This window comes from Streptomyces sp. NPDC048172 (assembly GCF_043202595.1).
Lineage (GTDB): Bacteria > Actinomycetota > Actinomycetes > Streptomycetales > Streptomycetaceae > Streptomyces.
Genome location: NZ_JBIDAT010000012.1, coordinates 31545 through 55910, shown reverse-complemented (window position 1 = coordinate 55910; position 24366 = coordinate 31545). Strand labels below are relative to the sequence as shown.

The window sequence follows — 24366 nt, the reverse complement described above, 5'->3', positions numbered from 1 at the left end:
CCGGGCGCGTGACGGCGCGCCGTCTCCCACGCACGTAAGGCGGGACCCACCGTGAAGCTGCACACCCACGAATGGGGCGGGGGCGACCGGCTCGCCCTCCTCGTCCACGGGATCATGGCCGACCACCGGACCTTCGTGAAGGTGGGCCCCGCGCTCGCCGAGCGGGGCTACCGCGTGCTCGCCGTCGACCTGCGCGGCCACGGCCGCAGCCCGGCACCCGGCGACTACCCGCTGGACGCCTTCGCCGACGACCTCGTGGACACCCTCCCCGCCGGAGCCGGCCTGGACCTCGCCCTCGGGCACTCCCTCGGCGGGCTCGTCCTCTCCCGCGCCGTCGAGCGCCTCCGCCCCGCCCGCGCCGTCTACGAGGACCCCGCCTTCCTCGCCGCGGGCCCCGGCCTCTTCGACGGGGTCGACGTGGAGAAGGTCAAGCGCGAGACGACCCGCGCCGAGGTCGCCGCCGCGCGGCCCCGCTGGGACGACGAGGACCTCGACGTCGAGCTGGCCACCCTGGCCCTCTGGGACACCGCGACCGTCCGCTTCCGGGACGGCCTGGAGGACACCGACCTGCTGCCCGGGCGCGCCGTCGTCCCCTCCCTCACGCTCCTCGCCGACCCCAGCGACCTCGTCGGCCCCGAGCGCGCCGCCCTCCTCGCCGGACGCGGCTTCGAGGTCCGTACGGTCCCTGGCACCGGACACGTCATGCACCGCGACGACCTCAAGGGCTTTCTCACGGCTCTCGACGGGTGGATCTGAGAGGCGCGCGGCATGGTGAAGGACATGAGCGAAACGAGCGACAAGCGAGCCGAGGCCGTGGACGCGGCCCTCGCCCGGCTGGACCTGCCCGCCAAGGTGGCCCTCCTCGGCGGTTCCGACATGTGGTCGGTCGGCCCCGTGCCGTCCGCCGGGTTCGGCAGACTCGTGCTGTCCGACGGGCCCGCGGGCGTACGGGGTGAGGACTGGACCCCCGAGGACCCCAGCGTGGCGCTCCCGTCACCCACGGCGCTCGGCGCCACCTGGGACCCGGAGGCGGCCCGGCTCGCCGGGCTGCTGCTCGCGCAGGAGGCGCGCCGCAAGGGTGCCCACGTCGTGCTCGCGCCCACCGTCAACCTGCACCGGACGCCGTACGGCGGGCGGCACTTCGAGGCGTTCGCGGAGGACCCGGTCCTCACCGGCGTCCTCGGGGCCGCGCTGGTCTCCGGCGTGCAGGAGGGCGGCGTCGGCACCACGCCCAAGCACTACGTCGCCAACGACTCGGAGACCGACCGCTACACCGTCGACGTGCGCGCCGACTCCCGTACCCTGCGCGAGCTCTATCTCGCGCCCTTCGAGCGGATGGTGCGCACCGCGCGCCCCTGGGGCCTGATGGCGGCCTACAACGGCGTCGACGGCACCACCATGAGCGAGCACGACGCGCTCAACAACGGGGTGCTGCGCGGCGAATGGGGCTTCGACGGCGTCCTCGTCTCCGACTGGACGGGCGCCCGCGACACCGTCCGCTGCGCGCTCGGCGGCCTCGACCTCGCGATGCCGGGCCCGCACACCGTCTACGGCGAACATCTCGTCCACGCCGTCCGCGAGGGCCGCGTGCCCGAGGAGACCGTGGACGCGCTCGCGCGCCGTGTGCTGCTGCTCGGGGCGCGCGCCGGGGTGCTGGAGGGCGCCCCGCCCGCCGTGGCGCCCGAGGACCTTCCCGCGCCGCTCGACGGCGAGGGGGTGGCGCGCGAGCTGGCCGCGCGCTCCTTCGTGCTGCTGCGCAACGAGCGGGACACGCTGCCGCTCCGTGCCGACGGCCCGCGTCCCCTCCGGCGCATCGCCGTCGCCGGACTTCCCGCCGCACACCCGAGGTTCGGCGGCGGAGGCAGCGCGCAGGTCTTCCCGCCGCACGTGAGCACGGTGCTGGAGGGGCTGCGCGGCGCCGTTCCCGAGGACGTCACCGTCACGTACGAGCCCGGGCCCGATCCCCGCTCCCGGCTCGCCCCCGCCGCCGACGGCTTCACGCTCACCGCCACCCTCTTCGGGCTCGACGACGCCGAACTCGCCCGCGCCGCGCAGGCCGACGGCTCCGTGCGCTGGATGGGCGCGCTGCCCGGCGGCGTCGCCTTCGGCGACCTCGGGCGCGTGGAGCTGACCGGCGAGTTCACCCCGGACGAGGACGGAGCGCACCGGCTCGCGGTGCGCGGCGTCGGCCACTTCCGGCTGGAGGCCGGTGACCGGCTGCTCTTCGACGGCGAGCTGAACCCCGAGAGCGAGGACCCCGCCGCCGCGTTCCTCAACCCGCCGCAGCGCGTCTTCACGCTCGACGCGCACGCGGGCCACGACGTCCCGGTCCGCCTCGTGCACAGCGTCAACGGCAAGGAGGCGGGCCCCCTCTTCGGCCTGATCTCCTTCGAACTCGGCCACGGCGCGCCCGTCGTCCCCGACGACGAGCTGATCGAACGCGCCGTACGGGACGCCGCCGACGCCGATGTCGCCCTCGTCGTCGTTGGCACCACCGACGAGTCGGAGAGCGAGGGCGTCGACCGCGACACGCTCGCCCTCCCGGGCCGCCAGGACGAACTGGTCGCGCGCGTCGCCGCCGCGAACCCCGACACCGTGGTCGTCGTCAACGCGGGCGCGCCCGTGCTGATGCCGTGGCGCGAACGGGTGGCCGCGGTGCTGTTGTCCTGGTTCCCGGGACAGGCGGGCGGCAGCGCGCTCGCCGACGTGCTGCTGGGTTCCGCGGAGCCGGGCGGGCGGTTGCCGACGACGTGGCCCGCCGTCGAGTCCGACGTGCCGGTGCGGCAGGTCGTCCCGGACGGTGACGGGCAACTCCCGTACGCGGAGGGGCCGTACATCGGCTACCGCGCCTGGGCGCGCGCCGGTTCCGCGCCCGCCTACTGGTTCGGGCACGGCCTCGGGTACACGGAGTGGGCGTACGAGGCGCTCGACGTACGGCCCGTCTCCGTGCCGGGCACGGGGCCGTACGACGCTGTCGCCGAGGTCCTCGTCAGGGTCCGCAACACCGGGCGCCGTGCCGGGCGTGAGGTCGTCCAGCTCTACCTCGGGCCCGAGGGGGCCGAGCGGACCCTGGCCGCGTTCGCCGTCGCGGAGGCGGAGGTGGGGGAGGCCGTCGAGGTCCGGCTCACCGTGCCGCTGCGCGCCGTCCAGCGATGGGACGGCACCGGCGAGTGCTGGCGGACCGAGCAGGGTCCGCATCTGCTCTCCGCGGGGCGCAGCGTGAGTGACCTGCGGTTGTCGGGTGAGCTGCCGATTTCCGGGTGACCGTTCCTCGGGCGCGGCCGGGTTCGGGCTGCCCCTTGCCGAGCGTCGCGGTCCGCGGGTGCGTCGTGCTCGCTCGCGCAGTTCCCCGCGCCCCTGACGGGGCACGTCCCGAAGGGGCTGATTCAGGGGCGCGGGGAACTGCGCGACAAGCCACCGCGCATCCGCAGTCTGCGACGCGCGGCAAGGGGCAACCCGGTAGCAGCGCCCGGAGAGCTCAGCCTTCTCCCCGGACCTCGGCGCGAAACGTACCCGGCGTCTGCCCCGCTCGGTGGTGGAAGAACTTGGAGAAGTTCGTCGCGTCGGCAAAGCCCAGCCGCGAGGCGACGGTGGCGGCGGGCTCGTCGCTGTGGGCGAGGAGCCGCTGGGCCTCCAGCAGGACGCGCCGGTCGACGAACTCCTTCGCGCCCACGCCCGCCGCCGCGCGGGTCGCGCGCGAGAGCGTGCGGGGCGAGTACCCCAGCGCGCGGGCGTAGTCGGCGACCTGGCGCGTACGGGCGAAGTCCCGCTCGACCGCCGCCCGGAACCGTACGAAGGTCTCGCCCGGCCGGGTGTCCGGGGGCCCGCCGTCCTCCGGGCCCGGCGTGAGGCCGGTGATCCGGAGCAGCAGCGCGGCCAGCAGATGGCGCAGCACCGCGCGATGCGCCTCGGCGGCAGGGGCCTCCGTCGAGGTGAACGCCACGAACTCCCGGTGGAGATGCTCCAGCGCCAGCCGTGTCGCGGTCCCTCCCGGTCGCCACCGGGCTGGGCCGAACGCCTCGTCCAGGCGGGCCGCCGAGGCCGTCGCGGGGTCGAGGAAGCCGGACTGGAAGAGGACGAGCGTGCCCTCGCCCGCCGCGAGGTTGCCGTGCTGCTGGACCTGTCCGGGCCGCACCCAGAGCCAGGAGCCCGGCGTCAGCTCGTACTCGGCGAAGTCCACGGTCTGCCGCAGCGTGCCCTCGTCCAGCGCGAAGAGCTGGTGGAAGCCGGGGCGCTGGGGGTCGGACATGACCTGGCCCTTGGCGCGGGAGCGGGTGCGCAGCTCGGCGAGCGTCATCACCTCCACCCCGGCGGACACCCCGGGCGGCGGGGCGTAGGGGAGGTCGGGGATCACTTCAGCGGTCGCGTGTCCGTTATTCACCATAGCCAGTCACGAGCTTACCTCGCCGTGCCCAGCTCCGGTGCGTAGCGTCGTAGACATCACGCCAGGACCTGGCGGAAACCTTCATCGCAGCAGAGCACCGAGGAGCACCCCATGACCACCAAGGCGAAGATCGCGGTATTCGGAGCCAACGGCACCATCGGCGGCCGCGTCGTGCGCGAGGCGCTGGAGCGCGGGCACGAGGTCACCGCCGCGGTCCGCGACCCGAAGAAGCTGGCGGAGGCCGACGCGCGCGTCACGGTGGTGACCGGCGACGTGCTCGACCCCGGGACCGTGACCGAGGTGGCCCGGGGCGTCGACGTCGTGGTCAGCGCGGTCGGCGGCGGCGACGGGCCCGGCCACGTGGCCACGGTCGAGCCCTCGGTCCGGTCCCTGGTCACCGGGGTGCGCGCCCTCGGTGGGGCTGCGCCCCGGCTGATCGCGGTCGGCGGCGCGGGCTCCCTGCGCACGCCCGACGGCAAGCAGGTGTGGGACGCGGAGGGGCTGCCGGAGGGGCTGCTCCAGATCATGCACGCGCACGGCGACGCGCTGGACTTCCTCCGTACGGTCTCCGATGTGCGCTGGACCAGCTTCAGCCCCGCCGCGAGCATCGCGCCGGGCGTGCGCACGGGCGTCTACCGCACGGGCGGGGACGAGCTGTTGACGGACGGCGCGGGCGAGAGCCGGATCTCCACGGAGGACTACGCCGCCGCGCTCGTCGACGAGATCGAGGAGCCCCGGCACGTGGGCGAGCGGTTCACCGTCGCGTACTGAGCCGTCGGGGTACGGGCCCTCGACCGCACGCCCGCAGGATCAGGGGAGCTGGCGGTCCAGGGCCGCCCGGCCCAGCTCGGCGAGCTTGCGTTCGGCCCACTCCAGGTTCGCGGGCGTGAGGTCCCTGCCGGAGGCGAGGACGACGTCCTCGGGCGTGGGGTCCCCCTCGGGTGCCGCGTGCAGCACGGCGTCCGGCGTGGGTTCGTCGTCCGGGTTCTGAGCAGCGCTCTCGCTCATGCCCCCTCCTTTCATCCGTCCAGCCAGGCTACGGCCGTACGCCCCGGGCGGCATCCGCGCCGAGGTGCGCGGACCCCCGACCGGCGGGATCCTGGGGACACCCCTCGCCCCTGACGGGCTTGAAGGGTCTCCGACGGAATGAGGTACGGATGCGCATCACGGACCTGACCGACGACGTACTGGCGGAGCTGCGCGAACGGCGTCCGTATCCCGCGGTCTCGCTCGTCGTGCCCACCCATCGCACCCGGCCCGCCAACGAGCAGGACCCGGTGCGGGTGCGCAACCTCATCGCGGAGGCGGCCCGCAGGCTGCACACCGACCCGGACGTCTCGGACCGCACCCGGGAGGCGGTCGTGGCGCAGCTCGAAGCGGCCGAGGCCGAGGTCGAGTTCGCGTACACGCTGCACACGCTGGTGCTCTTCGCCACGGCGGACGAGCACCAGGTCTGGTACCTGCCGCGCACAGCCGCCGAGCGCGTGGTCCTCAGCGACTCCTTCCTGACCCGCAACCTCGTCGCGGCCAAGGCGCAGGCCCGGCCGTACTGGGTGCTGGTCTTCGCCGAGGACCGCGCGCGGCTGTGGAGCGGCTCCGGCGACCAGCTCACCGAGTCGCGCCGCGAGGGCTTCCCGCTGGAGCAGGAGCCGATCGTGGACGAGGACCCCGCGCGCTCGCGGGGGAACCGGGGCGGGAACTCCGTCAAGCGGTACCGCGACGAGGCCACCCTCCAGTTCCTGCGCGCGGTCGACGCCTCGCTGGCCAAGGTGGTGGAGACCGAGCCGCGCCCGCTCGCGCTCGTCGCGCTGCCGCAGGGGCTCAGCGCCCTCCAGGACGTCGGTACGCGCGTCGCCCGTTCCGCCCTCGCCTCCGTCCCCAAGGGCGGGCTGACGGACGCGAGCGCGCCCGTGCTCGCCGAGGCGATCGCGCCCGCGCGCGTGGAGGTGCGGAGCGAGCGCGCCCGTGACGCCGTCGAACGGCTGGGCGCGGCGCGCGGCCGCAAGGAGTACATCGCCGGGCTCGACGAGGTGTGGGGCGCGGCGCGCGAGGGACGGGTCGCGCTGCTCGTCGTCGAGGAGCCGTTCCGCGCGACCGTACGGGTCACGGACGAGCACCTCGTCCCCGCCGAGGACGGGGCGGTGAGCGACGAGACGGGCGAGGTCCGCGAGGACATCGTCGACGAGATCGTGGAGTCCGCGCTCTCGACGGAGGCCGAGGTCGTCTTCGTGCCCGACGGCACGCTGGCGGACGAGGGCCGTATCGCCGCCACCGTCCGCTACACCTGGGCGCCTTAGGGGGTCCCCCTGATGAGCGACGAGACGGCTGACATCGAGCCCGCGGAGGACGACGGCGTCCTGGAGCCGGCCGACTCCCTGGAGACGGACCGGCTGGACGCCGACCCGCTGGACACCGGCATCCTCCCCGCCGACCGGTGGTCCCCCGCCGAGTACTACGGCAACACCGCCGAGGAGGCCCGCCGCGGCGAGAGCCTCGACCAGCTCCTCGCGGAGGAGGAGCCCGAGCCGCCGTCCCCGCCCCCGTTCGGGGACGAGGCGGAGACCGTCCCCGACGAGTGGTCCGGCGGACCCGGCCCCCGCACCGGCCGCCTCACCGCCGAGGACGAGGGCAGCGGCCGCGTCCGCGACCCCGAACTCTTCGCCCACGACGAGGGGATCGACGGGGGAGCGGCGAGCGCGGAGGAGGCGGCGGTGCATGTGATCGAGGACGAGGACGAGATGTGACCGGCGGGAGAACGACAGTTCCGCACTCTCCCCAACAGGAGCGCACATCCCTATCGTTGCCGTGTGCCTGACACATCGTTGACACGTCGTGGAGTCCTGCTCACCGGTACGGGTGCCGCCGCCGGGGCCGTGCTCGTTCCCGGCCCCGCCGCCGCCCTCGCGCGCGAACGGCTCGTCCGCGTCCCCCAGCGCGGCATCCGCGCCGCCGACCCCGGAGGCGAGGACGGGCTCGCCAATCCGCACCGCGGGTTCCGGTACGAGATGTCGTACAACGCCAAGGACCTCACCAGCCCCTGGCCCATCGAGGCCGACCACCCCGCCGACGCGGACCGGACGCTGGACATCCTGCGCCGCAAGTACGGCGCGGGCGCCCACGTCACGCAGCTCTACTTCTACCTCTACGACTACGCCACGGGCGCCCTTCCCGACACCGCGCTCGACCACATGCGGCACGTCTTCGAGGGGCTGCGCGCGAGGAACTGCACGGCCGTGCTGCGCTTCGCGTACGACGACGGGGTGCGGCCCGCGCTCGGCTACGGCGTGCGCGACATCGAACGCCACCTCGACCGGCTCGCCCCGCTCGTCGCCCGCAACAGCGACGTCGTCAGCGTGTGGCAGGCGGGCTTCCTCGGCAACTGGGGCGAGTGGTCCCACGACCTGAACGACGACCCCGCCGCCGTCACAGCCGTCGCCCGCGCCCTCACCGACGCGCTCCCCGACGGCGTCCGCACCCAGCTCCGCTACGGCGAGCTGCGCGAGCGCGTCACCGACGACCGGGTCCGCGCCGCGATCGGCTTCCACAACGACTACGTCACCCTGGGCGGCGGCAAGTGGGACTACTACGTCCCCGGCAACCCGTACTGGCGCGACTACCTCGACGTCTCCGCCACGCTCCCCATGGACGGCGAGATGCCCTGGGACAAGGGCCAGAGCGAGGACCCGTACGCCTGGGACACCGTCATCGACCCCGTCGCCTGCGCCCGCAGGCTCCAGACGCTGCGCTGGGACACGCTCTCCCTCGTCCACAACGCGACGGTCACCCTCCCCGCGTGGAAGGCGGGCGCGCTGAGCGAACGGCAGGTCCGCGATGCCGGACTGCCCGTCTCCGACGGCTACTTCGAGGGACGCGGCGGTACGTCCGTGCCGCGCACGCCCTTCGCGTACCTCCGCGACCACCTCGGCTACCGGCCCGAACTGCGCGAGGTCCGGCACGCGGCACGCCCCGACGGGGACGGCCGCCTGCTGGTCGAGGCCGATGTCGTCAACCGCGGCTTCGCCCCGCCCAAGCACCCGCGGCCGGTGCGTTTCGTGCTCCTGGACAGGAGTGGCGAGGTCCTCTCCACGGCCGACACCGGCGCCGACTGGCGCGACTGGTCCCCTTCCGGGCGCGCGGAGGAGGGCGGGGGCACGGCACCCGTCAGGACCGTACGGGGTGTGCTGCGGATCCCCCGGGGAGTACGGAGCGGACGCCTCGGCCTCGCGCTCCCCGCCCCCCACTCCGGCCGCCCGTCGCTGGCGGTCCGCTGCGCGAACGCGACGGTGCGGTGGGAGCACGGGGTCAACGTGCTGGCCCCGGTGCGGTGGTGAGCGGGGCCCGCTGACCGCGGGGCGTGACTGTTCCGCGTGTGCCCCGTTGGCCTGAACTGACGGGGCACTGCGGGAGAGACGAGGGACCCTGCGTCATGGCACGAGACGAGCGGCTGCGCCTGCGGTCCGTATGGAAGGCGTACGGCGCCCGGAAGGTGCTGCGCGGTGCCGACCTGTCGGTGTCGGCCGGAATGCTCGCGGGAGTGGTGGGCGAGAACGGCTCGGGGAAGAGCACCCTCCTGCGGATCGCGGTGGGACAGCTCCGGCCGGACAGCGGCACCGTGGAGCGCTTCAGCGCACTGGGCTACTGCCCCCAGCAGGCGGTGGTCAACGACACGCTCACGGTCGCCCAGCACCTGCGCCTGTTCCAGGTCGCCTACCGGCTCCCCGGGCTGGACCACGCCTGGGAGCTGGTGGACCTGCTCGGCTTCGGCGACGACCGCCGTACCCGGGCCGGTGAGCTGAGCGGCGGCACCCGGCAGAAGCTCAACCTGACCCTGGCGCTGATGCACGATCCCCCGCTGCTGGTGCTCGACGAGCCCTACCAGGGCTTCGACTGGGACACCCACCAGAGGTTCTGGCAGCTGGCGGGCCGACTGCGCGCCCGGGGACGCTCCGTGGTGGTCGTCTCCCATCTCCTGCACGACCTGCGCCACTTCGACACCGTCCACCATCTGCGCGACGGCCGCCTGCACGAGGAGCACGCGGAGCGTGGAGAGGGGGCGCCGGAATGAAGCACCAGTGGACGGCGTTCACCGTGGCCCTCGGCTTCACGCTGACCGGCCACCTGCGCAACCGCCTGGCCATGAGCATGATCGCCTTCTTCATCCCGACATGGATCTACCTGGTCCGTGCCACCGCGCTGTCCAAGGACATCTCCTTCCGCAGCAGCGCCCTGCACATCGACGTCGTCGCGTCGATGAACCGCACCATCCAGGTCTCCAGCGCCCTGCACGCCGTCACGGTCATCGCCGGATTCATGATGTTCATGGCCACCTTCAGCGCCCGGGAGATGGACCTGCGCCTGGTGCTGGCCGGCTACCCCCGGCTCCAGCTGCTGAGCGCCAAGGTCGTCGCCCTGTTCGTCGTCACCGCCCTGCTCACCGGCTACACCCTCGCCCTGCTGTGGATCTCCTGGCCGCTGACGCAGCCGTTCGGCGTCGCCGTCGCGCTGGGCGCGGCGATCCTGGCCTACGGGGGGCTGGGCATCATGGCCGGTTACCTCCTGCGCAACGAACTGGAGGGCTTCTTCGTCGTGGTGATGGCCACCCTGATCGACGTCGGCATGCAGAGCCCGGTCTCCAACCCGGCAGCGGACCAGGTGTGGTTGAGCGCCCTGCCGCTGTACGGGCCCGCGCAGGCGGCCCTGACCGCCTCGTTCACCCACGCGGCCACCGCCGGATGCGCGGGCCGGGCACTGCCGTGGTTCCTCGCCACCACCCTGATGGCCCTGCTCCTCTTCTGCCTCCGCACCCGCCACTACCACCGGCAACGGCGCCCGTGAGGCGTCCCCGTGAGGCGCCTGTGAGAGGAGAGCCGTTGCCTGGCCGCCCGGGGGGTCGTTGCATCGGGCGTGAGGGACAACGAACCGCACGCGTGGACACCGGCGGAGGTGCCCGACCTCAGCGGCCGTACGGTGGCCGTCACCGGGGCGTCCCGTGGCATCGGCGCCGCGACGGCCGAGCACCTCGCCCGCCACGGCGCCCACGTCATCGCCCTCAGCCCTTCGCGCGCGGAGGCGCGTACGGTCACGGCTCGCGGCGGCGGCCCGGGACGCGTGGACCATGTCGAGTGCGACCTGGCCCGTCTCGCCCAGGTCCGTGACGCCGCCGAACGGATCGTCGGCCTCGCCGCGGGACGGCTGGACGTCCTGGTCAACAACGCCGGAGTGGCCGCGGCGGGCCCCGCCCCCTCACCGGCGGGCCACGACATGCACTTCGCCGTGAACCACCTCGGCCACTTCGCCCTGACCGGCCACGTGCTGCCCGCCCTGCTGAGCGCCCCCGAGCCACGGGTGGTCAACGTCTCCTCCCTCCTGCACCGGCTGGGCCGGGACCCCACCCGCCGGGCGAACGCGGGCGGGGCCCGGCTGCGATGGGCGGCCTACTGCGACTCCAAGCTGGCGAACCTGCTGTTCACCCAGGGACTCCTCGGCTGGGCACACGCCCATGGGCTGCCCCTGCGCGCGGTCGCCGCGCACCCCGGCCTGGTCAACACCACCCTGGGCTCCGGCGCCCTGCGTGCCGACGGACACCACATCCAGGCCCGGTTGCTGGAATGGGCGCAGGCGCGATGGCACACCCCCGCCCAGGCGGCCTGGACGCTGGTGCGCGCCGCGACCGACCCGTACGTCACCGGCGGAGAGTTCTTCGGCCCCGGCGGCCGGTGGGAATGGTCCGGCTCCCCCGTGCGCGTACGGGCCGCGCGGCGGGCCTGTGACACGCGGGGCGCGGAGCGGCTGTGGCGCCTGTCCCAACAGATCACGGAACACCCTTTCCCCTCGGCACCGGGGCGGCCGACACCGCGGGCAGGAGCACGATGACGACGCGGCGGCCGCGCGCCGCCCCTGCCTCCGCCTCCGGCCGACGGCACCGGTTCCTGCGCGCGGTGGGCAACTCCTGGCCGCTGCGCCGGTGGGGGCCCTCCGTGCTGCCCCGTCTGGACCGGCGGCTCCACCGCTGGACCGGGGGGCGCTGGATGCCGAGCCGTCTCCTGATCCCCGTCCTGATCCTGCACACCACGCGCCGCGACGGCACCCCCTGCCGGACCCCTCTCCTGGCCGGTCGGACCGAAGCGGGCACGTTCATCGTCATGGCGACCAACTTCGGCCGACCCCGGCATCCGGCCTGGTCCTTCCACCTCCTCCGCGACCCTCACGCCGCCGTCGACTGGCACGGCGACCTGCTCCCCGTACGGGCGCGCCTGCTGGGCCACGAGGAACAACGGGCGATGGAGGAACAGCTCCTGGGCTGGATGCCCTGCTTCCACGACTACGCCCGCGACAGCCGGAGAGACATCCGGGTCTTCTCCCTCACCCCGTCGTAGGCCGACCTGGATGCTCGGTTCTACGACGGAATCTCCCAGACGTCGACGGAACTCCACCTTCCGCTGCTGACGACCACAGGACGGCCGTGCAGCTGGGCCAGTCGCACCCCGAAGACGTCGGAATCGTACTTCTGGAACGGCCGGCCCAGCAGCCGACGTTCCTCCAGGTCCCAGACGCAGATGGTGCCGTCCTCGGCCCCGGTGACAGCGACCGGGACCCTGTTCACGGTGCCCGCGTCGAGGCACACGATCTCGCCACCGGGCACGGTGAGCTCCTCTCCCCACCCGCCGGACCTCGGATCCCCCACCATGAGCCGCCGCAGGCCCGCCGCCACCACCTGCGTGCGACCGTCCACCGCCGCCAGGGCGAAGTCGGTGAGCGTCGCCCCGGGGAAGCGCTCCGAGTCCTCGGAACCGGCAACGCGATCGAGGCTGTCGAACTCGACCAGAGGCTTTCCCTCGACATCCCACATGGCGACAACTCCGCTCGGGTGACCGCCGACCAGCACAGGGCGGCCGTCCAGCAGTCCCGCCGCGGCAGCGCTGCCGCTCCTCGACTTGCACCACAGCTCGACGCTGACCAGCGAGTCGTACGGTGAAGGCTGCTCCGGCTCGCCGCCGTCCTCGTCCTCCTCCTCGTCATCGTCGTCGGGCTCCGTCAGGGACGGGCCCCAGAGCTCCACCCCCATGTAGTTCGAACCCACGACGAACTTCGAGTACCCCCCGAAGTCAGCCCTGACCGCGGAGCTTGTGCCGCAATCCTGTGGGCCCAGCCGTACCTTGCCACTCGTCAAGTCCCACATCGCGAAGCCCTGGTGTTCACCGCCACCGCCGATGACGATCCGCCCGCCCACCACCGCCGCACAGAGCGAGGTGAGTTCGGTGAGGCGGTACTCCTCGTCCGGAGCGTCGAGCTCGTACGTCACCCAACGGTTCGCCACCGGATCCCAGGTGCAGGCACGACAGTCCTCGTCGGGCGTGCCCACGACGAGGAGCTGACCGTCGAGGGTGACGAGATCGAAGTCGTACAGGTGACTGCCGTACAAGCCGAACGGGGCAAGGCTGCTGATGAGCGGCTCATTGCTTGTCATGCCCGCATCCTGCCAGCACCCTCCGACTGTGCCGGTCGCGCCCGCAGCAGCGCGCTCAGAACGCGTCCCCGAACCAGTACGCCGCGCCCCGTGCCTCCGGCGCCGTCGCGGGGGAGTGGAGGTCGCGGACCATTCCTGTGCGGTCCGTGTGCCAGGTGGGGTTCTGGAGCAGGTGGGGGAGCGCGGGCTGGGCGTCGGGGGTGAGGGGGACGCGGATCCGTTCCGCTTCCTCGCCGCAGGCGTGCGCGGCGTGGGCGGCGAAGAGCGCCGGGAGGCAGTCCTCGGTGCCGGGGAGGGAGCCGAACTCGGCCAGGGACAGGGCCTGTCCGCTCGTGCGGTGCGAGACCGCGTAGCCCACGGGCGTACGTGACGTCGTCGTGCCGTGCTCCGCGACCAGCCAGAGTGCGCTGGGCCCGTACCAGGACGGCACGCGGACGCGCCAGTCCTCCGGGGTGCGGACCGCCGTGAGGGGGCGGGCGGCGGCGTGGAGGCGGGGGAGTTCGGACGGGGCCGCTTCGCGCACGCGGTACCGCGACCTGGGGGCCGCGCTCCGGGTCGGCTCGCCCTCCGCGTACATACGGGCGAACGTCCGCCAGCCCGCGCCCTCGTACACCCGCGGCGTGTCCGTGAAGAGGAGGGACCAGGCGAAGCCCTCGGCCTCCATCGCGCGGACCGCCTCGCCGAGCAGTGCCCGGATCAGGCCCCGGCCCCGCGCGGCCGGGCGGGCGGCCACGCTGCCGAGGCCGCCGACCCGCCGCGGGACGCCGTCCGCGCCCCGGACCAGGCGGGGCACGACGACGACCACCGCGTCTGGCGTCCCGTCGTCCGGCCGCGCCGCGACGAACGTACGGCGGTGGCGGCCCGGATCCAACGAGTAGAGGGCCGGGAGGTGTGCCGCCGTCGGGCCGAAGCACTCCGACCAGAGCGCGTGCAGCGCCGGTTCGTCGCCCGGAACCGCCGTGCGCGGCACATGGTTCACGTGCCGTCTTCCAGCGTGTTGCGGTACGGCGGCATGAAGCGCATGCGGGGCATCTGGTCGGCGAGGACGCCGCCGTCCACGACGAGCCGGGTGCCCGTGACGTACGCGCCCGCGTCCGAGGCGAGGAAGACGAGGGCGCCCACCTGCTCGTCCGGGCGGGAGTAGCGGCCCAGCGGGATACGTTCGCGGTACGCGGCCTCGAACGCCTCGCGGTCGAAGGGGAACTCGCCGTCGATCGGGGTCTCGACCATGCCGGGCGCGAGGGTGTTCGCGGTGATGCCGTGCGGGGCCAGCTCGACGGCCAGCGTCTCGGTGAGGAGCTGGGCCGCCGCCTTGGACGCGTTGTAGTGGGCGAGGCCCGCCTCCGCGACGAGGGCGTTCTTCGAGGTGACGGTGATGATCCGGCCGCACTCCACCCCGTCGGCGATCATGTGTTCGGCGAGCCGCTGGGAGAGGAAGAAGACGGCGTCGACGTTGACGCGCATCACCGCCGCCCAGCTCGCGGGCGTGATCTCGTTGAACCGCTCCAGCGCGGCCGTGCCCGCGTTGTTGACCAGGATGTGCACCGGGCCCGCCTCCGCGCGCACCCGGTCGGCGAAGGCGGCGACCTCCTCCGTGCGGGAGAGGTCCTGGGCGCGGACGTAGGCGCGACGCCCTGTGGCCGCGACGGCGCGCGCCGTCTCCGCGATGTCCTCCGCGCCGGGCAGGTCGGTGAGGACCACGTCGGCGCCCGCCTCGGCGAGGGCGACCGCGTACGCCCGGCCCAGGCCCCCGGCCGCGCCGGTGACCAGGGTCGTACGGCCGTCGAGGGAGAAGAGGCTGCTCATTCGAGCCCCAGCAGCGGCAGCGCCTCGCGGTGGATGAGCGCTTCCACCGCGTCCGCGTCCAGCGGATCGAGCCCCGGGATGCCGGGGATACGGGCGATCCGGCGCAGGCCCTCGATCGAGTCGTCGACCGTCGTGAACGGGTAGTCGCTGCCGAACAGGAGCTTGTCCCACACCCCGTAGTCCTGGACGAGCCGCAGGCTGTGCCAGAGCTGGAACGGGCGGTAGTGCAGGGCGCTGACGTCGGCGTAGACGTGCGGATGCTTGCGGATGACCGCGATGCACTCGCCCTCGAACGGGTGCGAGAGATGCGCGAGGACCATGCGCAGCTCCGGGTGGCGGATGGCGACCGCGTCCAGGTGGCGCGGCATCGCGTATTCGAGGGGCGCCGCCGAGACGAACGTGGTGCCCGTGTGGACGAGGAGCGGCAGGCCGTGACGCTCGGCGTACGCGTACAGCTCCTCGTACCGCTCGTCGGCGGGGTCGAACCCGGCGTACATCGGCATCAGCTTGATGCCGCGCAGGCCCAGCTCCTGGTGGCCGTAGCGGAGTTCGTCCTGCCAGCCGGGCTGGGTGGGGTCGAGGGAGAGGTAGCCGATGAGCCGGTCGGGGCGCTCCGCGACGTACGCGGCGACCGCCTTGTCCTCGACCCACAGGCCGCTGCGGCGCGCCTTGCCGCCGACGACGACCGTACGGGTGCCCTCGGGGGCGCTCGCGGCGTACTCCTCCCAGGTCACCGTGAGATCGACCTCGCCCGCGTGGGCGCGCGCGGACTCGGCCTTGAAGGTGTCGTCGAAGTCGTGACTGTGCCGGAAGAGATGGGAATGGACGTCCGTGATCATTTACGGTTCCTCTTCTCCCAGCCGTCCTCGAACATGTTCCAGAACCGGTGGGTCGGCGGGTGCTCGGCGAAGACCTCGTCGGCCAGTTCGACGCCCAGCCCTGGGGCCGTCGGCAGGCCCACGTGCCCGTCGTCCGTCATGGGCAGCACGCCGGGCAGCGCGTCGAAGACGTACGGCTCCAGCAGCCCGTCGAAGGTCTCCAGGATCTTCAGGTTCGGGATGCCGAGCGCCGCGTGGACGGAGACCGTGGTGCACAGCGGCGAGTTGGAGTTGTGCGGCGCGACGAGCATCCCGTGGGTGTCGGCGGTCGCGGCGAGCTTGCGGACCTCCGTGAAGCCCCCGGCCATCGACAGGTCGGGCTGGATGATGTCGACGGCCTCGGTCGCGAAGAGCTGCTTGTACTCGTAGCGGTTGTGGAAGTGCTCGCCGCCGGAGATCGGGAACGCGGCCCGCCGTCGCAGCTCGGCGTAGCGCTCGATGTGCGTCCAGGGCAGTGGCTCCTCGAACCAGCCGATGTCGTACGGCTCCAGCTCGCGCAGCAGCCGTACGGCCGTGGGCATGGCGAAGCGGGCGTGGCCCTCGATGAACAGGTCGGTGTCCGGGCCGATCGCCTCGCGCACGGCGGCGACCAGCTCGACCGAGCGGCGCAGCTCGGCCCGCTCCAGCTCGTGCAGGCCGGGGCCGAAGGGGTCGAACTTCAGCGAGGAGTACCCCTTGGCGACGGTCTCCTTGGCCTTCGCGGCGAAGACCTCGGGGTCGCGCTCGCCGTTGTACCAGCCGTTGGCGTAGACCCGGACGCGGTCGCGGCAGGCGCCGCCGGTCAGCCGGTAGACGGGGACGCCGAGGGCCTTGCCCATCAGGTCGTGCATCGCCTGGTCGAGGCCGGAGAGGGCGACGCCGCCCATGTCGCCGCCGCGCAGGAAGTCGCCCTGGTAGAGCCGGAGCCAGATCTCCTCGGTGTCGAAGGGGTCGGCGCCCAGCAGATGGCGCCCGGCCAGGGACTCGGTGAGCGCGCAGACCTCGGCGACGCGGTAGGGGTGGGTGATCTCCCCGATGCCGCTGAGGCCCTCGTCGGTGTGGACGCGGACGTACCCGAAGTCGCGCCAGGCCGTGCCGAGCTGCAGCGTCTCGACGCGGCTGATCCGGCCGGCGGGGCCCGCGGGACGCGTGGTGTTGACCGTGAGCACTACTTGGCACCTCCCATGGTCGAGGCGTGCGCGAGATCGTCCGCGCCGCCCTCGGCGAGCACGGACTTGACGGCGGCCTCGGTGCCCTCCAGCAGCCGGTCCACGTCGTCGTCGGTGTGCGCGTAGCTGATGTGGCTGCGCTTGAGGTTGAGCGGCAGCTCGAAGATCCCGTGGTCGAGGAGGCGGCGCCGGTAGCCGACGAACCGCGCCGCGTCGTTCGCCAGCAGGTCCTCGTACGTGCGCGGGACGCCGCCGTCCAGGTCCGAGTCGTCCATGAAGTACGTGACGAAGACCGAGCCGTACCCGGCGACCGTCGCCGGGACGCCGAGCCGCGCGTACAGCTCCTTGAGCTCCGTACGGGCGCGCTCGCCGAGCCGGAACACGTGCTCGTGCACCGGCTCCTCGCGCAGCTTGCGCAGCGTGGCGAGCGCGGCGGCGACGACGCTGGGGTGACCGTTGTACGTCCCGGCGAAGAAGGCCGGGGCGCCGGGGCGGGTGGAGAAGAGGTCCATGAGGTCGGCCCGGCCGCCGATGGCCCCGACGGGCGCGCCGTTGGCGATGGCCTTGCCCAGCGTCGTGAGGTCCGGGGTGACGCCGCTGATCCGCTGCCAGCCGCCGAGGTCGTGCCGGAAACCGGTGATGACCTCGTCGAAGACGAGCACGCTGCCCGCCCTGCTGGTCTCCTCGCGCAGGGTGGTGAGGAACTCCTCGTACGGCAGCAGGGCGCCCACGTTGTGCGGCACCGGCTCGACGATCACGGCCGCGATGTCGGAGCCCAGCTCGGCGAAGACGTGGCGCACGGCCGCGCTGTCGTTGAACGGCAGCACGAGGGTGGAGTCCAGCACCTCGGTGAGGATGCCGGTGGAGATCGGGTCGTGGCCGCCGACCTTCGCGGGCTCGGAGATCACATTGAGGCTCACGGCGTCGTGCCAGCCGTGGTAGCAGCCCTGGAACTTCACGACGAGCCGCCGCCCCGTCGCCGCCCGCGCCACGCGCAGCGCGTGGAACGTGGCCTCGCTGCCGGTGCTGGTGAGCAGCACCTTCTCGACGGACGGGATCAGCTCGACGAGCTGCTCGGCGAGGAGGACCTCGCCCTCGGTGACGCCCACGCCCATGTGGCCGAGCGCGGCGCCCGCCTCGGCGGTCGCGCGGGCCACGTCCGGGTCGTTGTGCCCGAGGAGCGGGGGGCCGAAGGCGGCGTGGAAGTCGGTGAACTCCCGGCCGTCGGCCGTGCGGAAACGGGCGCCGCCGGTACCGGTGATCACGAGATCACCGAGGCCCGGGACGTTGCGCTGGCCGCTGTTGACCCCGCCGGGCACGACCGTACGGGCGCGCGAGGCGAGGGAGACCGGGCCAGAACTCATGCTGCTGCTCCTTGCGTCGAGTCGTCGGTCCCTGGGCCCTGCCCGGCCCTGGAGACACTGGCGCCATCCGCCCGGCTGTCGTCGCAGGAAGGTGTTGCGAGGTGATGCTTCACGTTTTCCAAACAGCGTTCTGTATAACAGAACAGATCTTGGATATTAAGAGGGTGAAGTGAGGCGGTCAAGCCCCGAGTTGGACTCTGTTCCGGAAGTTGTGGCTAAACTGTTCTGCTATGACGAACAGTGCTGTTCCTGAGACGTCGAAATACTGGGTGAGGAGCGTGGCCAGGGCGGCCGACATCCTGGAGGCCCTCGCGGACCCCGCGCCCGGGGACGGACTGAGTGTCACGCAGGTCGCACAGCGCTGCGGCATCTCCAAGAGCGCCGCCTTCGGCATGCTCCAGACGCTGCGGGCCTACGGCTTCGTCTCCGACGACGGCGAGGGCATGAGCCGCCGCTACCGGCTCGGCATGGGCCTCGCCCGGCTCGGCGACCGCGCCCGCTCCCAGGTCTCCCTGCGCGGCGTCGCCCGCCCCGTCCTCGGCCGCCTCACGACCGAGACGGGCATGGCGTCCCGGCTGGCCGTCCCCCAGGACGGGCACGCCGTCGTCGTCGACCAGGTCGAGGTCGACCAGCGCGTCCGGCTCGACCTGCGCATGGGCCAGCGGGAGCTGCCGCACTGCACGGGCCTGGGCAAGGCGCTGCTCTCCGCCGTGCCGCAGCAGGAGGCGGCGGCGGTGATCGCCCGGCACGGCCTGCCGCGGCGCACCGCCCGCACCATCACCGACGCCGACACGTTCCTCTCCCACCTGCGCGACATCGAACGCGTCGGCTTCGCCCTCGACGACGAGGAGGACGCCGAGGGCATCCTCTGCATCGGCGCGCCCGTCCGCGACGACTCGGGCACCTGCGTGGGGGCGATCAGCATCACAGGGCTGAAGCTTGGCCTTCCGGCCTGGCGCTATCAGGAGCTGGGGGGTCAGGTTCGTGACGCGGCGGGCCGCATAAGCGGAGAGCTGGGCTGGCTGCCCCCGGAAGAACCCTGACCGCTCCTTGCCGGGTGCCCCCTCCGGGGGCGCGGGGCTGAGCTTGCTTTGCGGCTCCGCCGCGTGGGCGCGCCGGGTCACGACACCTCGGGGCTTGCCCCTCCCCGGGCACGGGGCTGTGTCGCCCGGCCCAAGACTTCGGGGCTTGCCCGTTAAGGGGCGCGGGGAACTGCGCGACAAGCCACGACGCGGCCGCAGCCCGCGAAGCACAGCCCGGGGCACCCCGGGCGCGGCCCCGTTGCGCGGGGCACCCGGCGTAGGGGGCTGCGCTTGCCAACCCTGCGCCTTGCGCAGACTTCCCAAGCTCCGCAGGGCGGAGGGCGGAGCGGGGGTGGGGGTCTTGACCTTGGGTTGGGGGGAAGCGTAGGTTCCAGCCAATCCGGTCCGCGAACGGCCCTGCCCATCGGCCTCGCCCGGTTCATTTCAGCCATCCGCCCCTGAGGCGACGTCGCGGGAACGCTCCCCGATCACCGGCACTTCCTGGAAGGCGAAGTCCGTCATGAGCGTTCCGCAACAGCAAGATCCTGCCCGCAGACGCGTGCTGCGCGCCTCCGGCCTGGCCGGCCTCGTGCTGGCCGGTACGGCAGCCACGACCGCACCCGCGCACGCCGCGCCCCAGGGCAGCGGCGTACGGCGTACCGACACCGTGCGCGAGCTGCGCGCCCTCGACCCGAAGTCCCTGAGCGACGGCACGCTCGCGCTCGTGGCGGGTTACGCCGCCCCCGGCGACGGCGGCGCCATGGCCCTGCGCTGGGACGCCGACAGCACCAAAACCCACAACGGGGGCACCGTCATCGCGCCCTCGACGAAGGGCAAGGGGCGCTGGCTCCAGCTCCACGACGGCACCGTCGACTTCCGTACGTTCGGGCATCTCGACGCCGAGAAGCCCGCCGACGACGCGCTGGACGCGCTCCTCGCGGACGAGGACGTGCACCGGATCGAGGCCCGTACCGACCTGCTGTTCCGGAAACGGCACCGCACCCGCCGCTCGCGGATCGAGCTGGACTTCGGCGGCAACCGCGTCCGCACGGACGGCATCGAGAAGAACAGCGACGACAACCCCTTCGGCGCCGTCCTCTTCTTCGAGGGCGCCCGCACCGACACCACCCACAAGCACGCGCTCGGCGCCGCGCTCCCCGACCTGTCGGACCTGATCGAGGTCGGCGACTCGGGCGGCTTCGCCGCCGGCCAGTGGTGGGCACTCGAATCGGACGCGCGGAGCGGGAAGTACGAGAAGGAGATCCAGCGGCTCGTCCAGATCACGGACGTCCCCGACGGCTCCCACGTACGGATCAACTACAAGACCGGCTGGGAGCTGGCCGAGGGCCGGACCCTGACCTGGACCCGGGTGAAGCCCGTGGAGCGGGCGCACGTGCGGAACATGGTGTTCGAGGGCGCGGGCGACGACCAGTACACCGGCTCGCACCCCGTCGCGTACGAGTACGCCGTGCGCTGCGACGTCAGCGGCATCGAGGCGACCGGCACGTTCTGGCCGGTCGTGATGCGCCGCTGGTGCACGCACTACCGTACCGACCGCTGCTCGCTCGCCAATCCGAAGTCCGTGACGTTCGGCGGCGCGGGGTATCTCACCCAGCAGATCTACTGCCTGTACGGGCACGTCGAGGACTGTCACACCTCCAACGCCCGCCACCTCAACGACTTCACCGCCTCCGCCTGGTCGTACGTGACGAATTGCCATGGAGACGGCGACGACCAGGGGCCCTTCGTCACCCACGGCCAGTTCGAGCACGACCTCGTCTACACCGGCAACTCCGGGCTGATGACCTTCGCCAACTCCGGGCCCGCCTGGGGCGGGGCCGCCAAGCGGATCACGGTGCGGCGGCACTCCTGCTCGTGGTTCGTGGCCCGGGTGAAGGTCACCGAGCTGACGCTGGAGGACGTCACCATCATCGGCAAGAAGTCGCTGAAGGACTCGGGGATGCTCTGGGCCAACGCCGACGGGCTTCAGATACGCGGCTGCACGGCCAGTGGGCCGCTGATCCTCTCGCAGGCCTCGGCACTGTCCGAGCGGCCCAACGTCGTCGCCGACTCCGCCTTCACGTACGCGAAGGGCGCGGAGATCACCAAGGATGACGTGCGCGCCGAGGTCACGCTCAGCCGCACCACGCTCGACGGGCTCGACGGCGCCGCGTTCAAGGGGACGGGCGCTCTCGTTCTGGAGCAGTGCTCTCTGAACGGAGCGGCGGGCGCGGACCCCGTCACCGTCGCCCACACCGACACCGTCCTCGACGGCGGTGCCCTCCGCGACACCGGGCTCAAGCTCACCGGCGCCAAGGACCAGCGTCTCCGCCTCACCGGCACCCGCCTGACCGGCACCAACGCCGCCGGAGCACTGCTCTCCCGCAGCGCCGACGGGCGCACCGTCAGCTGGCATCTCGACGCCGCCGACTCCACCACCGGCGCGAAGACCGCGCATCTCGCGCTCGCCGCCGGGCCCAACCGTTACCGCGCCACCGGCACCGCCTTCCACGGCGGACGGCTCGACCTGCGGCCCGCGGCGTTCGGCGGCGGCGGCTCGTACCTCCTGCACACCGGCTGCGTCGAGGACGGCACCGAGCGTGCCGCGATGCCCGACGAGGGCGAGCGGGTCGCGCACAAGTCCGGCAACGTCCGCTTCTGACGTCCGTCTCTGACGTCCGCTGCTGACGTCCGCTTCTGAGGAGACCTCACGTGTCCACCCACACCCCGGTCACCGGCCGCCCCGTGCGCGTCGCGCTCGTCGGCGCGGGCAACCGCGGCCTCACCTACGCCGAGTGGATCAAGGCGCACCCCGAGCGTGCCGAGCTCGTGGCCGTCGCCGATCCGCGCCCCGCGGCGCGTGCCGCGTCCGGTGCCGCCGTCGAGCACGAGGACTGGCGCGACCTCGTCGCGGGGGAGCGGACGGCCGACGCCGTGATCGTCGCGACCCAGGACCGCGACCACCTGGAGCCTGTACGGGCCCTGGCCGAGGCCGGTTACGCGATCCTCGCGGAGAAGCCCCTCGCGCCGACGGAGGAGGCGACCCGGGCGCTCGTCCGGGCCGTCGAGGAGGCGGGCGTGCTCTTCGCCGTCTGCCACGTCATGCGCTACACGCCCTACACCGACCTGGTGAAGCGCGTCGTGGACTCCGGCGTCCTCGGCCAGCTCGTCAGCGTCGACCATCTGGAGCCCGTCGGCTGGTGGCACTTCGCGCACAGCTACGTGCGCGGGCCCTGGCGCAGCGAGCGCGACTCCTCGCCGATGCTGCTCGCCAAGTCCTGCCACGACCTGGACTGGATCGCGTACGTGATGGGCGTCCGCATCGAGGAGGTCTCCAGCTTCGGCGGCCTCGCCCACTTCCGCCCGGAGAACGCCCCCGAGGGCTCCGCCGACCGCTGCCTGGACTGCGCCGTCGAACGCGAGTGCCCGTACAGCGCGCTCAAGCTCTACCTCCCGACCCTGCGCGAACAGGGCGCCGTGTGGCCTGTCACGCACGTCACCGAGGCCACCGACGAGGCCGGGCTGCTGACGGCGCTGCGCGAGGGGCCCTACGGGCGCTGCGCGTACCGCTCCGACAACGACGTGGTCGACCACCAGGTGCTCGCCATGCGCCTCGCGGGAGGGGTCACCGCCACCTTCCAGATGGTCGCCTTCACCGAGCAGACCCACCGCCAGACCCGGATCTTCGGCTCGCACGGCTGGCTGCGCGGCGACGGCGAGCGCGTCACCGTCCAGGACTTCCGTACCGGCGAGGAGACCGTCCACGACCTGGGCGCCAGCGGCTCCAACGCGGCCGACGGGCACGGGGGCGGCGACACGGCGCTCGTCGAGGCGTTCGTCCGTGCCGTCGCCGAGGGCGACCCCGGGGCCGTGCGCTCCGGGACCGCCGCCTCGCTCGGCAGCCACCTCGCCGCGTTCGCGGCCGAACGCGCCCGCCACACCGGCACCGTCCAGCCCGTGCCCGTGAGCTGACCCGTTCCTCTCCCCGACTTCCCCTCTGAGACCCCGGAGAACACCATGCCCAGACTGAGAAGCGTGGCCCTGCCCGTCCTCGCCACGGCCCTCGCCGCGACCGCCCTCGCCGGCTGCGGCGGCACCGGCAGCGGGGGCGGCGGCAACACCGTCACCATGTGGACGTACCCCGTGATCTTCGACGAGGCCAAGAACAAGGAGTACTGGGACGGCCTGGTCAAGAAGTTCGAGAAGAAGCACAAGGGCATCGAGGTCAAGGTCGAGACCTTCCCCTGGGCCAACCGCGACACCTCGCTGGCCACCGCCATCGGCTCCGGCAAGGGCCCCGACGTGGTCTACCTCGTCCCCGACCAGCTGCCCAAGTACCAGCGGAACATCGTCCCCGCCGACGACTACATGCCCGAGAAGGCCCGCGCCGACTACACCGACTTCGCCCTGGAGTCCGTGACGGCCCAGGACGGCAAGCTGCTCGGCACCCCCGTGCTGACCAGCGCCAACCCCCTCATCTGCGACAAGCGCGTCTTCGACAAGGTAGGAGAGAAGGAGTACCCCTCCACCTGGAAGGACCTGGAGAAGCTCGGCCCGAAGCTGAAGAAGAAGGGCTACTACGCCACCAGCTACAGCGGCGACACCCAGCAGACCCTCAACCTCACCTTCTACCCGCTGCTCTGGCAGGCGGGCGGGGGCATCTTCTCCAAGGACGGCAAGAAGGTCGCCTTCAACGGCAAGGAGGGCGTCCGCGCGCTGACGTACCTCAAGAAGCTGGTCGACGGCGGGATGACCGACAAGGACCTGGTCACCACCACGCCCAAGCTGGAGCAGACGCCCGTCGCCAAGGGCAAGGTCGCCTGCACCTGGCAGAACACCCCGGCCGACGTCGAGCCGTTCTGGGGCAAGAAGAACACCGTCGTACGGCCGCCGCTGAAGGACGCGAAGTCCGTCGGCTACGGCACCGTCGGCGCGCTCTCCATGCTCAAGGGCGCCAACACCAAGGCCGCGGGCGACTGGATCAACTTCGTCTCCGAGCCGGAGAACGCGGCGGGCCTGGAGAAGCAGTCCTCGAACTTCCCCGCGCGCAAGTCCGCCAAGGAGCTGTACGGCGACGACAAGGTCCAGTCCGCCGTGGCCGACACCCTCCCGAAGATGAACGCGGGCCCCGTCGCCGACAAGGCCCGCGAGGCCATGGGCGTCCTGGCCCCCGAGATCCAGCACGCCCTGCTCGGCAAGAAGTCCCCGAAGCAGGCGCTGGACGACGCGGCGAAGGCCGCCGAGGCCCAGCTCGCACGCCGCTGAGCGCACGAAGGAGAGACCCCGTGACCACCACT

The 24366-nt window shown here is 72.8% G+C and carries 22 protein-coding genes; 14 read left to right on the top strand and 8 right to left on the bottom strand.

What is annotated here, in order from left to right:
* Nucleotides 1-51: 51 nt before the first annotated feature.
* Both ACGF3A_RS38835 and ACGF3A_RS38830 read left to right on the top strand, forming a co-directional pair.
* Complete coding sequence (locus tag ACGF3A_RS38835) at nucleotides 52-756, top strand: alpha/beta fold hydrolase (RefSeq protein ID WP_393735259.1); 705 nt, start codon at nucleotides 52-54, stop codon at nucleotides 754-756.
* 24 nt (nucleotides 757-780) lie between these two features.
* Entirely contained in the window at nucleotides 781-3264 is a 2484-nt protein-coding gene (locus ACGF3A_RS38830) for a glycoside hydrolase family 3 C-terminal domain-containing protein (RefSeq protein WP_393735258.1), read from the top strand.
* 214 nt (nucleotides 3265-3478) lie between these two features.
* Here ACGF3A_RS38830 and ACGF3A_RS38825 read toward each other — a convergent pair whose 3' ends face one another.
* Nucleotides 3479-4384 carry a helix-turn-helix domain-containing protein gene (locus ACGF3A_RS38825; RefSeq protein WP_393735257.1) on the bottom strand — a complete coding sequence of 302 codons (906 nt, stop codon included), beginning with the start codon at nucleotides 4382-4384 and terminating at the stop codon, nucleotides 3479-3481.
* A gap of 111 nt (nucleotides 4385-4495) precedes the next feature.
* Between ACGF3A_RS38825 and ACGF3A_RS38820 the strand changes: the two genes are divergently transcribed.
* Nucleotides 4496-5155 carry an NAD(P)-dependent oxidoreductase gene (locus ACGF3A_RS38820; RefSeq protein ID WP_393735256.1) on the top strand — a complete coding sequence of 220 codons (660 nt, stop codon included), beginning with the start codon at nucleotides 4496-4498 and terminating at the stop codon, nucleotides 5153-5155.
* Between the two features lie 39 nt (nucleotides 5156-5194).
* Here ACGF3A_RS38820 and ACGF3A_RS38815 read toward each other — a convergent pair whose 3' ends face one another.
* Entirely contained in the window at nucleotides 5195-5392 is a 198-nt protein-coding gene (locus tag ACGF3A_RS38815) for a hypothetical protein (protein ID WP_393735255.1), read from the bottom strand.
* A 149-nt stretch (nucleotides 5393-5541) separates the two neighbouring features.
* Here ACGF3A_RS38815 and ACGF3A_RS38810 point away from each other — a divergent pair, with 149 nt between their 5' ends.
* From ACGF3A_RS38810 to ACGF3A_RS38780, 7 genes are all read left to right on the top strand, one after another.
* Nucleotides 5542-6681 carry a hypothetical protein gene (locus ACGF3A_RS38810; RefSeq protein WP_393735254.1) on the top strand — a complete coding sequence of 380 codons (1140 nt, stop codon included), beginning with the start codon at nucleotides 5542-5544 and terminating at the stop codon, nucleotides 6679-6681.
* Nucleotides 6682-6693: 12 nt separating this feature from the next.
* A complete protein-coding gene (locus ACGF3A_RS38805) occupies nucleotides 6694-7128 on the top strand; it encodes a DUF5709 domain-containing protein (RefSeq protein ID WP_393735253.1) in 435 nt (144 codons plus the stop codon).
* 63 nt (nucleotides 7129-7191) lie between these two features.
* Nucleotides 7192-8715, top strand: a complete 1524-nt coding sequence (locus tag ACGF3A_RS38800; protein WP_393735252.1) for a DUF4874 domain-containing protein — start codon at nucleotides 7192-7194, stop codon at nucleotides 8713-8715.
* A gap of 95 nt (nucleotides 8716-8810) precedes the next feature.
* On the top strand, nucleotides 8811-9449 hold the full coding sequence (locus tag ACGF3A_RS38795; RefSeq protein WP_393735251.1) for an ATP-binding cassette domain-containing protein: 639 nt from the start codon (nucleotides 8811-8813) through the stop codon (nucleotides 9447-9449).
* On the top strand, nucleotides 9446-10219 hold the full coding sequence (locus ACGF3A_RS38790; protein ID WP_393735250.1) for a hypothetical protein: 774 nt from the start codon (nucleotides 9446-9448) through the stop codon (nucleotides 10217-10219). Before ACGF3A_RS38795 ends, ACGF3A_RS38790 begins: the two co-directional genes overlap by 4 nt.
* Nucleotides 10220-10288: 69 nt before the next feature.
* Nucleotides 10289-11257 carry an SDR family NAD(P)-dependent oxidoreductase gene (locus ACGF3A_RS38785; RefSeq protein WP_393735249.1) on the top strand — a complete coding sequence of 323 codons (969 nt, stop codon included), beginning with the start codon at nucleotides 10289-10291 and terminating at the stop codon, nucleotides 11255-11257.
* A complete protein-coding gene (locus tag ACGF3A_RS38780) occupies nucleotides 11254-11760 on the top strand; it encodes a nitroreductase/quinone reductase family protein (protein ID WP_393735248.1) in 507 nt (168 codons plus the stop codon). The genes ACGF3A_RS38785 and ACGF3A_RS38780 overlap by 4 nt, the downstream gene beginning before the upstream one ends.
* A 20-nt stretch (nucleotides 11761-11780) precedes the next feature.
* On the opposite strand, the gene ACGF3A_RS38775 is transcribed toward ACGF3A_RS38780, so the two are convergent.
* The 6 genes from ACGF3A_RS38775 to ACGF3A_RS38750 are packed head-to-tail and all read right to left on the bottom strand — an operon-like array spanning nucleotide 11781 to nucleotide 18047.
* Complete coding sequence (locus ACGF3A_RS38775) at nucleotides 11781-12851, bottom strand: hypothetical protein (protein ID WP_393735247.1); 1071 nt, start codon at nucleotides 12849-12851, stop codon at nucleotides 11781-11783.
* A gap of 55 nt (nucleotides 12852-12906) precedes the next feature.
* Nucleotides 12907-13830, bottom strand: a complete 924-nt coding sequence (locus ACGF3A_RS38770; protein WP_393735246.1) for a GNAT family N-acetyltransferase — start codon at nucleotides 13828-13830, stop codon at nucleotides 12907-12909.
* Nucleotides 13827-14657 carry an SDR family NAD(P)-dependent oxidoreductase gene (locus tag ACGF3A_RS38765; RefSeq protein WP_393735245.1) on the bottom strand — a complete coding sequence of 277 codons (831 nt, stop codon included), beginning with the start codon at nucleotides 14655-14657 and terminating at the stop codon, nucleotides 13827-13829. The genes ACGF3A_RS38770 and ACGF3A_RS38765 overlap by 4 nt, the downstream gene beginning before the upstream one ends.
* Nucleotides 14654-15496 (bottom strand): amidohydrolase family protein, encoded by an 843-nt coding sequence (locus ACGF3A_RS38760; RefSeq protein WP_393735244.1) that lies wholly within the window; start codon nucleotides 15494-15496, stop codon nucleotides 14654-14656. Before ACGF3A_RS38760 ends, ACGF3A_RS38765 begins: the two co-directional genes overlap by 4 nt.
* Nucleotides 15493-16683, bottom strand: a complete 1191-nt coding sequence (locus tag ACGF3A_RS38755) for a mandelate racemase/muconate lactonizing enzyme family protein (protein WP_393735243.1) — start codon at nucleotides 16681-16683, stop codon at nucleotides 15493-15495. Before ACGF3A_RS38755 ends, ACGF3A_RS38760 begins: the two co-directional genes overlap by 4 nt.
* Nucleotides 16683-18047, bottom strand: a complete 1365-nt coding sequence (locus tag ACGF3A_RS38750; protein WP_393735242.1) for an aspartate aminotransferase family protein — start codon at nucleotides 18045-18047, stop codon at nucleotides 16683-16685. Before ACGF3A_RS38750 ends, ACGF3A_RS38755 begins: the two co-directional genes overlap by 1 nt.
* A 230-nt stretch (nucleotides 18048-18277) precedes the next feature.
* On the opposite strand from ACGF3A_RS38750, the gene ACGF3A_RS38745 reads away from it, so the two are divergent.
* The 4 genes from ACGF3A_RS38745 (at nucleotide 18278) to ACGF3A_RS38730 (ending at nucleotide 24334) form a co-directional block, all read left to right on the top strand.
* The gene (locus tag ACGF3A_RS38745) at nucleotides 18278-19090 is read left to right on the top strand and encodes an IclR family transcriptional regulator (RefSeq protein WP_393735241.1); all 813 of its coding nucleotides are present in this window, start codon (nucleotides 18278-18280) and stop codon (nucleotides 19088-19090) included.
* A 499-nt stretch (nucleotides 19091-19589) separates the two neighbouring features.
* A complete protein-coding gene (locus ACGF3A_RS38740; RefSeq protein ID WP_393735240.1) occupies nucleotides 19590-21731 on the top strand; it encodes a peptidase C14 in 2142 nt (713 codons plus the stop codon).
* A gap of 50 nt (nucleotides 21732-21781) precedes the next feature.
* Complete coding sequence (locus ACGF3A_RS38735; protein ID WP_393735239.1) at nucleotides 21782-23041, top strand: Gfo/Idh/MocA family protein; 1260 nt, start codon at nucleotides 21782-21784, stop codon at nucleotides 23039-23041.
* 45 nt (nucleotides 23042-23086) lie between these two features.
* The gene (locus ACGF3A_RS38730) at nucleotides 23087-24334 is read left to right on the top strand and encodes an extracellular solute-binding protein (RefSeq protein ID WP_393735238.1); all 1248 of its coding nucleotides are present in this window, start codon (nucleotides 23087-23089) and stop codon (nucleotides 24332-24334) included.
* Nucleotides 24335-24366 lie beyond the last annotated feature (32 nt).